The 15,867-nt window shown below is 37.9% G+C and carries 14 protein-coding genes; 9 read left to right on the top strand and 5 right to left on the bottom strand.

What is annotated here, in order from left to right; genetic code table 11:
• Positions 1–68: 68 nt before the first annotated feature.
• The 5 genes from mnmG to rpmH all read right to left on the bottom strand — a co-directional run bounded on the left by mnmG (position 69) and on the right by rpmH (position 4,946).
• A complete protein-coding gene (gene mnmG / locus ACG72T_RS09900; RefSeq protein WP_395266047.1) occupies positions 69–1,973 on the bottom strand; it encodes a tRNA uridine-5-carboxymethylaminomethyl(34) synthesis enzyme MnmG in 1,905 nt (634 codons plus the stop codon).
• A 14-nt stretch (positions 1,974–1,987) separates the two neighbouring features.
• Positions 1,988–3,376, bottom strand: coding sequence for a tRNA uridine-5-carboxymethylaminomethyl(34) synthesis GTPase MnmE (gene mnmE / locus ACG72T_RS09895; RefSeq protein WP_395266046.1), 1,389 nt, complete (start codon positions 3,374–3,376; stop codon positions 1,988–1,990).
• Between the two features lie 144 nt (positions 3,377–3,520).
• Positions 3,521–4,363, bottom strand: a complete 843-nt coding sequence (gene yidC / locus ACG72T_RS09890; RefSeq protein ID WP_395266045.1) for a membrane protein insertase YidC — start codon at positions 4,361–4,363, stop codon at positions 3,521–3,523.
• 34 nt (positions 4,364–4,397) lie between these two features.
• On the bottom strand, positions 4,398–4,739 hold the full coding sequence (gene rnpA, locus ACG72T_RS09885) for a ribonuclease P protein component (RefSeq protein WP_395266044.1): 342 nt from the start codon (positions 4,737–4,739) through the stop codon (positions 4,398–4,400).
• Positions 4,740–4,805: 66 nt separating this feature from the next.
• Entirely contained in the window at positions 4,806–4,946 is a 141-nt protein-coding gene (gene rpmH / locus ACG72T_RS09880) for a 50S ribosomal protein L34 (protein WP_010625561.1), read from the bottom strand.
• Positions 4,947–5,441: 495 nt separating this feature from the next.
• Here rpmH and dnaA point away from each other — a divergent pair, with 495 nt between their 5' ends.
• The 9 genes from dnaA (at position 5,442) to rpsR (ending at position 15,582) form a co-directional block, all read left to right on the top strand.
• Positions 5,442–6,818, top strand: coding sequence for a chromosomal replication initiator protein DnaA (gene dnaA / locus ACG72T_RS09875; RefSeq protein WP_395266043.1), 1,377 nt, complete (start codon positions 5,442–5,444; stop codon positions 6,816–6,818).
• 158 nt (positions 6,819–6,976) lie between these two features.
• Entirely contained in the window at positions 6,977–8,113 is a 1,137-nt protein-coding gene (gene dnaN / locus ACG72T_RS09870) for a DNA polymerase III subunit beta (RefSeq protein WP_395266042.1), read from the top strand.
• A 241-nt stretch (positions 8,114–8,354) separates the two neighbouring features.
• Positions 8,355–8,564, top strand: coding sequence for a S4 domain-containing protein YaaA (yaaA, locus tag ACG72T_RS09865; RefSeq protein ID WP_395266041.1), 210 nt, complete (start codon positions 8,355–8,357; stop codon positions 8,562–8,564).
• Positions 8,565–9,686, top strand: coding sequence for a DNA replication/repair protein RecF (gene recF / locus ACG72T_RS09860; RefSeq protein WP_395266040.1), 1,122 nt, complete (start codon positions 8,565–8,567; stop codon positions 9,684–9,686).
• On the top strand, positions 9,686–11,635 hold the full coding sequence (gyrB, locus tag ACG72T_RS09855) for a DNA topoisomerase (ATP-hydrolyzing) subunit B (RefSeq protein WP_395266039.1): 1,950 nt from the start codon (positions 9,686–9,688) through the stop codon (positions 11,633–11,635). Before recF ends, gyrB begins: the two co-directional genes overlap by 1 nt.
• Before the next feature lie 16 nt (positions 11,636–11,651).
• Positions 11,652–14,201: a DNA gyrase subunit A gene (gene gyrA, locus ACG72T_RS09850; protein ID WP_395266038.1), complete on the top strand. Its 2,550-nt coding sequence runs from the start codon at positions 11,652–11,654 to the stop codon at positions 14,199–14,201.
• A gap of 205 nt (positions 14,202–14,406) precedes the next feature.
• Entirely contained in the window at positions 14,407–14,703 is a 297-nt protein-coding gene (rpsF, locus tag ACG72T_RS09845; RefSeq protein ID WP_395266037.1) for a 30S ribosomal protein S6, read from the top strand.
• A gap of 36 nt (positions 14,704–14,739) precedes the next feature.
• The gene (gene ssb, locus ACG72T_RS09840) at positions 14,740–15,324 is read left to right on the top strand and encodes a single-stranded DNA-binding protein (protein WP_395266036.1); all 585 of its coding nucleotides are present in this window, start codon (positions 14,740–14,742) and stop codon (positions 15,322–15,324) included.
• A 21-nt stretch (positions 15,325–15,345) separates the two neighbouring features.
• Positions 15,346–15,582, top strand: a complete 237-nt coding sequence (gene rpsR / locus ACG72T_RS09835; RefSeq protein ID WP_010017915.1) for a 30S ribosomal protein S18 — start codon at positions 15,346–15,348, stop codon at positions 15,580–15,582.
• The last annotated feature ends 285 nt before the right edge of the window (positions 15,583–15,867 follow it).

The raw sequence follows: 15,867 nt of genomic DNA, 5'->3' as shown, positions 1-15,867 counted from the left end.
TTTATCATTCGATAATTAAAATGTCAAAAAAAGAACTCAAATGTAAGGTCATTTGAGTTCTAAAAATATTATTTAGCAGGTACTTTAGCGATTTTACCTTGTTCAATATAAACGCTCAAAATACCGATGTCAGCTGGATTAACTCCACTGATACGGCTTGCTTGAGCAATTGTCTGCGGATTGATCTTGCTTAACTTTTGAACTGCTTCGGTAGCTAAACTGTCAATCTTAGTATAGTCGATTCGATCAGGGATCTTCTTGGATTCCATCTTCTTAAGACGGTCGATCCGCATCTGTTCCTTCTTGATATAACCATCATACTTGGTAGCAATTTCCACTTGTTCAGCGACTCGATTATCAACTGGATAATCAGCTTCCCCAACCATGTCGATAATATCTTGATAGTGAACTTCTGGTCTTCTCAAGAAATGATCTGCCAAAATACCATCTTTCAATGGCTTCAAGTCATGTTCCTTGAGGAATGGCAAGGCCATCTTAGGAGTAATCATCTTTCTTGAAAGACGGTCAAGTTCCTTTTCAATCGTGCTGCGTTTAATTTCAAAGGCGTTATAACGCTTGTCGTTGATCAATCCTAACTGATAACCGTAATCAGTCAAGCGTAAATCAGCATTATCATGACGCAAAATCAAACGATATTCAGCTCGACTTGTCAAGAGACGGTATGGTTCATTCGTTCCTTTAGTTACTAAATCATCGATCAAAACACCGATATATGCTTCGTCACGACGCAAAATGAAAGGATCTTTGCCTTGAGCACGTAGCGCTGCATTGATACCCGCCATGATTCCTTGACCAGCAGCTTCTTCATAACCAGATGTACCATTCATCTGACCGGCTGTGAAGAGATTCTTAACGACTTTAGTTTCCAAATTCAATTTCAATTGCCATGGTTCGATTACATCGTACTCAATGGCATAACCAGGACGCATCAATTTGGCATTTTCCAAACCAGCCACTGAGTGCAACATCTTCAACTGTACCTCTTCTGGCATCGAAGTTGAAAAGTCACCAACATAATACTCTTGAGTGTCACGACCTTCTGGTTCGAGGAAGATCTGATGTCTTGGCTTATCTGCGAAGCGAACGATCTTATCTTCGATTGAAGGACAATATCTTGGTCCCACACCCTTGATCACACCAGAAAACATTGGTGCACGGTCAAGGTTCTCACGAATAATCTTGTGAGTATCGGCATTCGTATATGTCATCCAACAAGAAATTTGCTTTTGAAGATAACTTGAATCGGGGGTCTCAAATGAGAAATGATTTGGTTCTTTATCACCAGGTTGTTCGATTGTTTCATCAAAATTGATCGTATTCTTATTCACACGTGGTGGTGTACCAGTCTTAAAGCGAGTTAATTTAAAACCGTGCTTTTCCAAGTCTTCGGACAGTTTGATTGAAGGAATACTGTTGTTGGGACCAGATGAATACATCAACTCACCAATAATGATCTTACCTCGTGAAGAAGTACCAGCTGTTAGAACAACTGACTTAGCGTGATATCTAGCTCCAGTCGCTGTAACGATACCTTTGCAGACGCCATCTTCAACGATCAATTTTTCTGCCATCCCTTGACGAAGCGTCAAATTAGGCTCATTTTCCAAAACGTCTTTCATCATGCGGTGATACATATTTTTATCAGCTTGAGCTCTCAAAGCCCGAACAGCTGGACCTTTACCAGTATTCAACATTCTCATTTGAATATAAGTCTTATCAATATTACGGCCCATTTCGCCACCTAAAGCATCGATCTCTCGAACAACGATACCTTTAGCAGGACCACCAACTGATGGATTACATGGCATGAAAGCCACCATATCCAAGTTGATCGTTACAAGCAAAGTCTTTTCACCCATACGGGCTGCGGCCAAAGCGGCTTCTGAACCAGCATGGCCAGCACCTACGACGATAACGTCATAAGTTTCTGAATCAAATTCCTTAATTTCCATTTTTTTCACCTAATCTATTTTCCTAAACAAAATTGCGAGAATAATTGTGTAATCAGTTCATCCGGATAACTTTCACCGGTAATCTCTCCCAGAGTGTCCCAGCAAGCCGTCATATCGATTTGTACTAGGTCGATAGGCATTCCTGCTTCAATTCCAGAAATAACGTCATTCAAGCTATTTTTGGCCTTTCTGAGCAATCCCGCCTGACGAGCAGAAGTAATAATGACATTGCTGCTGTTATCTTCAATTCCAGCATTAAAGATCTTACCGATCGTCTGTTTGATAGTTTCGATCCCAGCGTTATTTATTGCAGAAGTTTGCAAAATAATATCGTCAGCTTTCAGTTGTACAACTGAATTAGGCGTAATAACTGGCATCAAATCATTCTTATTGAAAATCACGATTCGACGTTTATCCGCTGTAGCATCTAATAGTTCAAGGTCTTCACTTTCAAGTTGACGGCTAGAATCCAAAACTAAAATTACTAAATCGGCACCATTCAACGCCTTTTTTGAACGTTCAACCCCGATTTTCTCAACTTTATCATCGGTCTCACGAATACCAGCCGTATCGATCAACTTCAAAGGTACGCCATCGATGTTGACATATTGTTCAACCACATCCCGAGTTGTTCCTGCAACATCAGTCACGATAGCCTTATCTTCGTCTAACAGTCGATTCAATAAACTTGATTTTCCTACGTTAGGCTTACCGACAATTGCCGTTGCTAGACCATGCTGCAAAATTTCGCCACTTTCGGCTGTTTTCAATAAACTATCGATTTTAGAACTAACCATCTTAGCTTTTTCTAACAATAAATTAGTCGTCATTTGGTCCGTATCATACTCAGGATAATCAATGTTAACTTCCACTTGGGCTAACGAATCTAAGATCTCTTGACGCAAATTAGCAATCAAATGATGTAAATTACCATCCAATTGATTAACGGCCACTTGCATGGCTTTATCAGTCTTCGCTCTGATAAGATCCATCACTGATTCTGCTTGCGTTAAGTCAATTCGACCATTTAAAAAAGCTCTCTTAGTGAACTCACCTGGTTCGGCCATTCTTGCGCCGTATCCAAGCAGCAATTGCAGTACTTTATTGGTTGCAACTATACCCCCGTGGGTATTTATTTCAACAACATCTTCGCGGGTAAAAGTCTTTGGAGCCCGCATTACTGAGACCATTACTTCATCAACTAAGGTCTTGGTGCTGGGATCTATGATGTGGCCATAATTGATCGTGTGACTAGCAACTTTTGTCAAATCACGACCCTTAAAAATTTTCATCGCAACCGTTAGCGCTTGATCTCCAGAGAGACGAACGATCGAAATAGCTCCTTCCCCAGGAGGAGTTGAGATAGCAGCGATAGTATCATATTCAGTCACTGAACTTGGCATAATAAGCATCCTTTCTTATTTTTTGAGCATAAAAAAAGTGCATAATCCGTCGGCAAATGACGGAAAAGCACCTTGACTACTTTTCTATATAAAATATATGAATAATTTCTAAAACATCTTAACGGCATTTTTAGAAATTGTCAATTATTTACGGTTCTTATATACACGTTTCTTAGCTTTTCTAAGACGACGTTGTTTTTCTTTCTCTGCCTCTTGGGCTTCAAGTCTTTCACGACGATACTTGAATGGGTTTTGGAAAGCCAATGTCTGAAGTACTTGGAACGCATTTGTAATTACCCAGTAAATTGTAATAGCTGATGGGAAAGTCAATGCTGGCACGAAGATAAAGATTGGCATTACCCAAGTCATAATCTTAGTTGTCGCATTTTGTGTTGGTTGCGAATAGCTGGAAATGTATGTACTTAAGAAAGTAAATACAGCAGCTAAGATCGCCATAATGTAGTATGGATCAGCCTTACCTAATTGCATCCACAAGAATGTACCATCACGCAATTGTGTGGTCTTATAAATTGCCTGATACAAAGCAAACATAACTGGCAATTGAACAACCAGTGGCAAACAACCAGCTACTGGATTGACTCCTGCTTCACTATAGAGCTTTTGCGTTTCTTCACGTAATTTCTGTTGTGTATCAACATCTTTAGCCGAATATTTCTTTTGAAGAGCTTGCATTTGCGGCTGGATCTTCATCTGTTTATTCATACTTCTAATTTGATACCAATTTAGTGGCAACAAAATGACTCTAATGATCAGTGTGAAGATGATGATAGCCCAACCATAACTATTGCCAACTAATGAAGCTAACCAAAGGATGAATTGCGAAAAACTATATAGAATATAGTGATCCCAAAATCCTGTACTGTTACTTGTGATCGGTTCGTTAAGGTTGGAACATCCAGCTAGAACCAAGACAACACTAAGTAACAGTGCGATACCTACGTATTTCTTTAAGCTTTTTTTATTCACTTTTACACCTATTAGTTAATTAATATTTTGTACCCTAACTTAATACTTTACCTAATTTCAATAAATGTACAATATTTTTCTTAGATTCAAACATATCTAAATCTACTGCCGGTTTTCTGGCAATAATCAAAAAATCCAATTCTGTTGGAATTTCTGGCTTCAACTCTAAGAGCGATTGCCGAACATAACGTTTGATACGATTACGTCCGACTGCTGTATGTGAAACTTTCTTCCCGACTGAAATCCCGACTCGAAAATGTTTTTGTCCTTCTTTAGGAAGCGTATATAGGACAAAATTTTTATTTGCAACGGATTTTCCATTGGAATAGACATTTTGAAATTCATTTTCTTTTTTTATGCGATAACTTTTTCTCATATGTCACCAGTCTACTCTCGTTTTGTAATAAAAAAAGACCACCAATTATTCAGTGATCCTTCAAAACTAAGCTGATAATACTTTACGACCCTTTTTGCGACGTCTTGCTAGAACCTTGCGACCATTACTTGTACTCATTCGTTTCATGAAACCATGGACGCGTTCACGGTGACGCTTCTTTGGTTGAAATGTTCTCTTTGTAGTCATCAGTAAACCTCCTGAATCTTTATATTAATATTCACTTCTTCAGACAATTGCTTAACTATAATATCATGTTCCGACAATTTTTTAAATAACTAATTTCCTATAAAGGGAAGTTTTTTATTGACTTTTTTCGCAATTTCCATTGTGGATAATTTGTGGACGGTTTTAACAAACATTTTTTTCCACAAGACTATAAACAAAGTTTTCCAACAAATTATTTTGCTGTGTTTTAGTTTTCCACAGAGTTTGTTAATTTCTTGTTTTTTCTTTGTAACACCTGTAAATAGGCACTTTTAACTCTCGATAATTGTGGATAACTATGTTGATAATTAAAAGAGGTGGTTATTTTCCACAAAGATGTGAATATCTAAAATACCTGTTGTTATTTCTTCTAAATTTAAACGTGTGTTCTGTGGAAAACTATTTTATATAATGATAGACTATACTCTGTCATTTTAGGGAAAAAATTATCCACAACCATAGATTGGGGGGAAATAATTGCAAAATATAAATAATTCAACGGATCCAAAACTTACTGAATTTTGGGACTACTTTACTAATAAGTTACGTTCTCAATTAACCTCCGTCAGTTATTCAACTTGGGTTGAAAGTGCCAATCCCTTATACATTGAAGGCAATAACATCTATATTTCTGTTCCCACGAAATTGCACAAAGATTACTGGGAAAGAAATTATACTGAAAAAATTGCTATCTATTCATATGAACTAAATGGAACTGAATTGAATCCAATCATCGAAAATGATGAAGACAGCGCAAAAAAAGAGGAGCAAACTGTTGCCCCTCAAGTTGAAACTACTAATGAAACGGCGCAACCAAAACACGTCTTTCATAATTCACATTTAAATCCAAAATATACTTTTTCTTCATTTATCGTTGGTAGCGGCAATCAAATGGCACACGCCGCAGCTTTAGCAGCAGCCGAAGATCCCGGTGGAGTATACAATCCGCTCTTTATCTACGGTGGCGTTGGTTTAGGTAAGACTCACTTGATGCAAGCAATCGGTCATCAAATGATCAAGCTCGATCCGATGGCAAAAGTAAAATATGTCACTAGTGAAACCTTCGCAAATGATTTTATCAATTCTATTCAAATGCGTACTCAAGACGACTTCCGTCAAGAATACCGAAACGTTGATCTACTATTAATAGATGATATTCAATTTTTTGCCGAAAAAGAGGGAACTCAAGAAGAGTTCTTCCATACATTTAATGAACTTTATGAGAATGGTAAACAGATCGTCATGACTTCAGATCGGTTGCCAAACGAAATTCCCAAGTTGCAGCAACGCTTAGTCTCTCGCTTTACGCAAGGACTTTCAGCAGATATTACTGCACCAGATTTGGAAACTAGAATAGCCATCTTACGCAATAAAGCTAAGGCTGAACACCTTGAAATTCCTGATGACACTCTGTCTTATATTGCGGCCCAAATCGATACTAATGTTCGAGAACTTGAAGGGGCTTTGATCCGCGTTCAAGCTTATTCGACGACTAAAAATACTGATATCACTAAGTCTGTAGCCGCTGATGCGTTAAAAATCTATAAACTTTCCAATGATAAAAATGGTATTTCCATCGCCAAGATCCAAAACAAAGTCGCTAAGTATTATCATGTCACTATCCAAGACCTAAAAGGGAAGAAACGTGTCAAAACCATCGTGGTACCAAGGCAAATCGCCATGTACTTATCACGGGAGTTAACTGACAAGTCCTTGCCACAAATAGGGATGGAGTTCGGCGGCAAAGATCATACGACGGTGATGCATTCTTGCGACAAAATATCTGAATTGCTCATTAAAGATGACGATTTGAAACGTTCCGTCAACGAACTGAAAGATGACTTGAGAAATTAACATGTTGATAAATTTTGACTTTTCCCAAAGTTATCCACAGCTGTTAATAACATGCATTTTTTAAGTCCTGACTTTACTTGGAATAGTTTTCCACAGTTTTAACAGTACCTACTACTACTTCTATCTTTATATTAATTAATTAAAAAAGGGAGTTACCTATGAAATTTTCTATTGATCGAACTAAATTTATTAACCAAACAAGCAATGTTCAAAGAGCAATTTCGACCAAAACAACTATTCCTATTTTGACCGGAATGAAATTAGATCTTTCAGAATCAGGTTTGACAATTACAGGTAGTAATTCTGATATTTCAATTACCGCCTTTATTGATAAAAACGATTCTGACAATGACCTAAAGATCGAAAGTACCGGTTCAATTGTTTTACCAGCACGGTTCTTTAACGAAATCATTAAAAAACTTCCTGGCGACAATTTTGAACTTGAAGTTCTCAGCAATAACCAGACTTTAATCAAGTCAGGTGTTTCAGAATTTACTATCAATGGTTTAGATGCAATAAACTACCCACATTTACCAGATGTTGAGACTGATAATCAATTAAGTCTTCCCACAGATGTATTCAAAGAGGTGGTCAATCAAACTGTTATTGCCGTCTCTACTCAAGAAAGTCGTCCGGTACTAACTGGTGTCAACTTCTTGATCAGTAACGAAGGGCTAACTGCTGTGGCAACTGATAGTCACCGTCTTTCACAAAGAAAGATCAATATTACGAGTGATGAAGATTACAACTTGATCATTCCCGGAAAGAGTTTGACTGAATTAGTTCGTACAATCAGCGATACGGTTAAAGAAATTTCAATGTCGATTTCTGAAAACCAAGTACTATTCAGTTTTGACAACATTCGTTTTTATTCTCGTTTGCTTGACGGCCGTTATCCAGAAACAGACCGTTTGATCCCTGACGATTCGAATACAAAATTGACCTTTGATTCATCTAATCTTTTGGCATCAGTAGAACGTGCTTCCTTGCTTTCTCATGAAAGTCGCAACAATTTCATCAAATTGGAAATCAAGGCTGTGGATAAAAAAGCTACTTTATATGGCAATTCTCCAGAAGTCGGAACTGTGGAGGAAGTATTAGATTTTGATAATCTTGAAGGCGATGACTTAGAAATTTCCTTCAACCCGGATTATCTCAAAGATGCTTTAAGATCATTCGGCAGCAATACGACGATCGAAATGAGTTTTACTTCACCATTGCATCCATTTACGCTCAGACCAGTTGAAGATCGTGACAATTTTGTCCAACTCATCACACCGGTTAGAACATTTTAATGAAAAAATTTCCAGAATAGGTTGAACTTTTCGGTTCAATCTATTTTTTTTGCCAATATCAGTTTAAAAGCCGTAATTTAGCGTAGAAACTTTTTTAACGGTATTTTAGTGGGTGGATACTTATTATTTAAAAAATTGCTCTAAACGGCTGATATTTAGTTCTAAGTTGTCTTTTAATGTTAAAACAACTATAATATTAGTATGTCATTAATGGATAAATCTAATAAATAGGGTGTTAACAATGTCTGAAAAATTTAAGCTAGAAACTGAATTTATTACTTTAGGTCAATTGCTAAAGGAAACTGGAGTGATTGAAACAGGCGGTCAAGCCAAGTGGTTCTTACGTGAAAATTCAGTGCTGCTTAATGGCAGTCCCGAGGATCGTCGTGGTAAAAAGTTGCGTTCTGGGGATGTCGTAGTTGTCGGTGAACAAACTTTTGAAATTGAATAAATGTTTGTTAAAGAATTAAAACTTCAGAATTACCGTAACTATGAATCTTTAGAGGTCAATTTCTCACCAGCGATAAACGTATTTTTGGGTGAAAATGCTCAAGGCAAGACCAATTTATTAGAGGCTATGTATTTCTTAGCTTTAACGAGAAGCCATCGAACATCGAATGACAAGGATTTAATCAAATGGGGTAGTGATTTCGCCAGAATCTCCGGTACCGTGATCAAAGATAATTCGAGTCGTCTAAAATTGGATTTAGTCATTAGCAAATCTGGTAAAAAAGCCAAATTGAATAATTTAGAACAACGTAAATTATCCAGTTACATTGGTAATTTAAATGTTGTTCTTTTTTCGCCAGAAGATTTATCAATTGTTAAAGGCAATCCAGGCATTCGACGCAAGTTCATCGATATGGAATTTGGCCAAATGTCGTCGCAGTATTTGAAGACGATGAGTCAATTTCGCTCAGTTTTAAAACAGCGAAATGCCTATTTAAAAAAACTTCAACATCATCAGGCCAACGATTTGGTCTATTTAGACGTTTTGTCGGACCAATTTGCGGCCTTTTGTGCTGAAGTAGTTTTTTCACGCTTACAATTTTTACAAAAATTGCAAGACCACATTGAAAAAATTCATGCCAATATTACAGAAGACCATGAAAAACTAGAAATTGTTTACAATACTTTTTTCAAAACTGAAGGAAAAAGCCTTGAAAATATTTATGATATTTTCAAAGAAAATTTCAAGCAAAATTATCAAAAAGAGATCCAACGGGGCGTGACGCTTTATGGACCTCATCGTGATGACATTAAATTCATGGTCAATGGTAAGAATGTTCAAGATTTTGGATCACAAGGCCAGCAACGTTCAGTGGCCTTGAGTTTGAAGTTGGCGGAAGTTGAGTTGATCAAGGATCAAGTGGGGGATTACCCCATCTTATTGCTAGATGACGTTTTATCAGAATTAGATCATAAGCGTCAGACGCATTTATTATCCTCGATCAAAGAGGGCATTCAAACTTTCATAACTACAACCTCGATTGATGATGTTGATCCAGAATTGGTAAAAGATCCTAATATTCTCAATATTAAAAATGGCAAAGTTCAACAGGAGGAGATTTAATGGCTGAAGACAGAAAAGCTGAACTGGAAAAGAAAGAAGAAAAAGTCGAAGAATATGACGCGAGTCAAATTCAAGTTCTTGAAGGACTAGAGGCTGTTCGTAAACGTCCCGGTATGTATATCGGCTCAACTAGTAAACAAGGTTTACACCATCTAGTTTGGGAAATTATTGATAATGGTATTGATGAAGCTTTAGCTGGTTTCGCTACAAAAATCGAAGTTACTGTTGAACCAGATAACTCCATTACTGTTACCGATGATGGACGTGGTATTCCAGTTGATATTCAAAAGAAAACTGGTAAACCTGCGCTTGAAACGGTTTATACAATTTTGCACGCTGGTGGTAAATTCGGCGGTGGCGGATACAAAGTTTCCGGTGGTCTGCATGGTGTTGGTGCCTCGGTAGTTAACGCTTTGAGTAGCGAATTGGATGTTGAAGTTGTTCGTGCCGGCAAACGTTACGGCATTGATTTTAAACGTGGTAAAGTCAACCATGCTATGCACGTGCTAGGCGATGCGGATGAATTTGAACATGGAACCCGTGTTCACTTTGTGCCAGATCCAGACATCTTTACTGAAACAACCGTTTATGATGACAAGGTTTTGACAACTAGAATTCGTGAATTGGCTTTCTTGAACAAAGGTTTGAAACTAACCTTTACTGATAAGAGAGCTGAGACAGCTGAAAAACTCGTCTTCCACTATGAAGGTGGAATCAAGAGCTACGTTGAGTTCATGGATAAAGAAAAAGAAGTCCTCTTCGAAGATCCAATTTATGTCGAAGGCGTTCAAGATGGAATTACCGTTGAAGTTGCTTTGCAATATACCGACGAATACCATACGAATTTGATGACTTTCGCTAATAATATCCATACATACGAAGGTGGAACACACGAAGTTGGTTTTAAGACAGCTTTGACACGTGTGATCAATGATTACGCTCATAAAAATAAACTACTAAAAGATAATGAAAAATTGTCTGGTGAGGATGTCCGTGAAGGGATGACAGCAGTCGTTTCAGTCAAGCATCCAGATCCACAATTCGAAGGTCAAACCAAGACTAAGCTTGGTAATAGTGATGCTAGAACGATTACTGATCGACTCTTCAGTGAACACTTTATGAAGTTCTTGATGGAAAATCCTAACGTCGCTAAAAAGATCGTTGAAAAAGGTTCATTAGCTACGAAAGCTCGTTTAGCTGCTAAGAGAGCTCGTGAAGTAACTAGAAAACAAAACGGTTTGGAAATCAGTAATTTGCCTGGTAAGTTAGCTGATAACTCCAGCAAAGATCCTGAAATTTCTGAATTATTTATCGTCGAGGGTGATTCTGCCGGTGGTTCTGCTAAGACTGGTCGTTCTCGTTTAACTCAGGCTATTTTGCCTATCCGTGGTAAGATCCTAAACGTTGAAAAAGCTTCAATGGACAAGATCTTGGCAAATGAAGAAATTAGAACTTTATTCACTGCTATGGGAACTGGCTTTGGTGAAGACTTTGATATTTCTAAAGCCCGTTATCACAAGGTTATTATCATGACCGATGCCGATGTCGATGGTGCCCATATCAGAACTTTATTGTTAACGCTACTTTACAGATATATGCGTCCGGTCGTTGATGCAGGCTATGTCTATATCGCTAAGCCACCTTTGTATCAAGTTCGTCAAGGTAAGATGATGAGATACTTTGATACCGATAAAGAAAAGGATGACTTCGTTGAACAATTGCCACCAAAACCAGAACCAAAGATCCAACGTTACAAGGGTCTTGGTGAAATGGATGCAGATCAATTGTGGGAGACAACAATGGACCCTGAAAAGAGAAGATTAGATCGAGTTAATCTTGATGATGCAATTGAGGCTAACAAGATTTTCTCAATGTTGATGGGTGATAAAGTTGAACCTAGACGAGAATTCATTGAAGAAAATGCACGTTATGCAGAAGTAGACTATTAGGGAGGATGACAATTTAATGGCAGATCATAGAATAGAAAATGTTAACCTGACAGAAGTCATGAAGAATTCCTTCGTTGATTACGCTGCTAGTGTTATCGTGTCACGTGCGTTACCAGATGTCCGTGATGGCCTAAAACCCGTTCATCGTCGTATCCTTTACGGTATGAATGAGTTAGGTGTTACACCTGACAAACCATACAAGAAGAGTGCCCGTTTCGTTGGTGATATTATGGGTAAATATCACCCCCATGGGGATTCAGCAATTTATGAATCAATGGTTAGAATGGCGCAAGATTTTAGTTACCGTTATCCATTAGTTGATGGACACGGAAACTTTGGATCAATTGATGGTGATCCACCTGCTGCTATGCGTTATACCGAAGCTCGTATGAGTAAAATGGCAGTTGAAATGTTGCGTGATATCAACAAAGATACTGTTGATCTAGTTCCTAACTACGATGGTGAAGAAAAAGAGCCAATGGTATTGCCAGCTCGTTTCCCTAACTTGTTAGTGAACGGTGCAACTGGTATTGCGGTTGGTATGACTACTAATATTCCTTCACATAACTTAAAAGAAGTTATCGATGCTTTGCATATCTTGATGCGTAATAAAGAGGCAACAGTAGCTGACTTGATGAAAGTTATTCCCGGTCCTGATTTCCCAACTGGTGGTATCATCATGGGTCGTTCTGGAATCAGAAAGGCTTATGAAACTGGTAAAGGAACGATTATTCTTCGGGCAAAAGTTGATGTCGTGACGAAGAAGAGTGGGGCTGAGCAAATTATCGTGACTGAGTTGCCATATATGGTCAACAAAGCCAAGTTAGTTGAGAGAATTGCAGAACTAGCTCGGGATAAAAAGCTTGAAGGAATTACTGATCTTAACGATGAATCAGACCGTGAAGGTATGCGGATCGTAATCGATATTCGTCGTGATATGAGTGCTTCCGTCGTCTTGAATAATTTGTACAAGTTAACACAACTACAGATTTCTTATGGTATCAACATGGTTGCTATCGTAGGGAAGACGCCAAGAGTATTCTCACTCAAAGGTATTTTGATCGAATACTTGAAACATCAAGAAGTTGTTATCCGTAGAAGAACTGAATTTGAATTGAAACGTGCCAAAGCTCGTGCTCATATCCTGGAAGGATTGAGAATTGCTTTGGACCATATTGATGAAATTATCAGTATCATCCGTGGTTCACAAACTTCGGCAATCGCTAAACAAACTTTGATGGATAAATTTAAATTATCCGACAAACAATCACAAGCTATCTTGGATATGCGTTTAGTTCGTTTGACTGGTTTGGAACGTGAAAAAGTTGAATCAGAATATCAAGAATTGTTAGTAAAAATTGCTGATTATGAAGATATTTTGGCTAAACCTGAACGTGTCGATAAGATCATTTACGACGAATTGCTTGAAATTCAAGATAAATTCGGCGATTCTCGAAGAACTGAAATTCGTGCTAGTGAAGTTGCCAATATCGAAGATGAAGACTTGATCGAAGAAGAAAATGTCTTGATCGTTTTGACCCACAATGGCTATATCAAGCGTCTCTCCGCCGACGAATTTAGAGTTCAAAATCGTGGTGGCCGTGGTATTCAAGGGATGGGCATTCATGATGATGACTTCATCGAACAGATGATCTATACATCGACTCATGATCGTCTCTTGTTCTTTACTAATGCGGGTAAAGTTTACCGGATCAAAGGCTATGAAGTCCCTGAATATGGACGAACAGCCAAGGGAATCCCAGTTATCAATCTTTTGAACATCGAAAAAGGTGAGAAGATCGAGACTGTGATCAATGTTGACAAAGACGTTGATCCTGATAACTCATATTTGTTCTTTGTGACGAAATATGGAACGGTTAAACGGACTCCAGTCAATGACTTCGCCAATATTAGACACTCTGGCTTGAGAGCCATTACTTTGCGGGATGAAGATGAATTGAATAACGCCTTCTTAACTGATGGCAGCAAGGTCATTATCATCGGAACCCACAAGGGATATGCCGTAACCTTTAAGGAAAGTGACGTTCGTCCAATGGGAAGAACCGCTTCTGGTGTACGTGGTATCAAGTTACGTGAAGATGATTACGTAGTTGGCTCTTCAATCGCTGCAGCAGATCAAGAAGTTTTGACGATCTCTGAGAACGGTTATGGAAAACGGACTGCGACATCTGAATATCCAGTTAAAGGTCGTGGTGGTAAAGGTATCAAGACTGCCAATGTCACTGAAAAGAATGGACCAATTGCTGGTTTAACAGTTGTTAACGGTGATGAAGATATCATGCTGATCACTGACAAAGGTGTAATGATTCGTTTTGATGTCCAAAGCGTTTCACAAACTGGCCGAGCAACATTAGGTGTTAGATTGATTAAGGTCGATGATGATTCGATCGTTTCAACTATGGCTAAAATTGCTCACGAAGATGATGCAGACGATGCAGCTTCCGACGACAATGACAGTGATGTTCCAACAAATGATGTCAGTGATGAATCGACAGATGATTCTACTGATACAAATGATGATGATTCAACATCAGATGACGAGTAAAAAATAATCGTTTCTGCGTAGTTTGGATATGTGGCCCAAGAAGGGTTGCGTGTCAGGCAGAAGCGATTTTTTTATTGTAAAAAATTCTAGTAATTGAACGGGACTTATGATAAACTTATACTTCGTGAGTATAAAATGTAGTTAATTTATGCTCCTTGTTCTTTCCTAATGAAAGAACCATTAGACCATAAGGAGGTGTACAGTCATGGCTGAAGCACATTACGAAATCACATATATCATTAAACCTGATATGGAAGAAGACGCAAAGAAGGTATTGATCGATCGTTTCGATAAGATCCTTACTGACAACGGCGCCAAAGTAATCGACTCAAAAGACTGGGAAAAGAAACGTTTAGCATATGAAATTGCTAATTATAAAGAAGGTATCTACCACATTGTAAACGTAGATGCTGACAACGATGAAGCAATTAACGAATTCGACCGTCTTTCAAAGATTGAAGATAACATTCTTCGTCACATGATCGTTAGACGCGAAGACTAATTTGTTTCACGTGAAACATTAAAGGAGGCAGATAAAATGATTAATCGAGTAGTTTTAGTTGGACGCCTGACACGTGATCCTGAATTGAGATACACTTCAAGTGGAGCTGCAGTTGCCAGTTTTACAGTTGCTGTAAACAGACAATTTACTAATTCACAAGGTGAACGTGACGCCGATTTTATTGGTTGTACTATTTGGAGAAAAGCTGCCGAGAATTTTGTTAACTTCACTAAGAAGGGTTCATTGGTAGGTATCGATGGACGTATTCAAACAAGTTCGTATGATAATCAACAAGGTCAAAGAGTTTTCAGAACGGATGTCGTTGTAGAAAACTTCTCCTTGCTTGAATCACGTGCTGAAAGTGAAAGACGAGATTCTGGTAATAGCAATTATTCAAATTCTAATAATCAAGCACCTAGCTATAATAATTCTAACCAATCAAATCAGTCTCCATTCGGAAATAATAGTAATAATAGCAACCCTAATAGTGGTAGCAATTATAACAGTAACAACAATAATAATAACAATAATCAATCTAACAATAACAATAGCAGTAATGGCGATCCTTTTGCTGACAACAGTAAACCTATTGACATTTCTGATGACGATTTACCATTTTAATATAGAAGGGAGCAATATATAATGGCCCAACAAAGAAGAGGCGGACGTAGAAGACGTAAAGTTGACTTCATCGCTGCTAATCATATCGAATACATCGATTACAAAGATACAGAATTACTTAAGAGATTTATCTCAGAACGTGGTAAGATTTTGCCAAGACGTGTTACAGGTACAAGTGCTAAGAACCAACGTAAGCTTACTGTAGCTATCAAGAGAGCAAGAATCATGGCTCTACTTCCATTCGTTGCTGAAGACTAAATTTTAAAGAGAGCTAGACAATTCCGTCTGCTTTTAAGTATTATGTTGAATACCCTCTGATTCCGTATTTAGAATCAGAGGGTATTTTCGTTAATTTAGATTCATTCTGTATCAAAATCATCTGACAAATGATTAGTTAGTTACGTCCCAATCTTTCAGTTTTAAAAGTGAAGTTTTATCAGCCTAATTAGGATTGAAAACGCATAAATTGAACCGAGATTTTTCCATTAATATTTTGCGGAAAGAACATCACGGCTGTGATAAAATTAAAGGGTATATCTAAGA

Source organism: Companilactobacillus sp. FL22-1, assembly GCF_043951805.1.
GTDB lineage: Bacteria > Bacillota > Bacilli > Lactobacillales > Lactobacillaceae > Companilactobacillus.
This window is presented reverse-complemented; position numbering and strand designations above follow the sequence as displayed.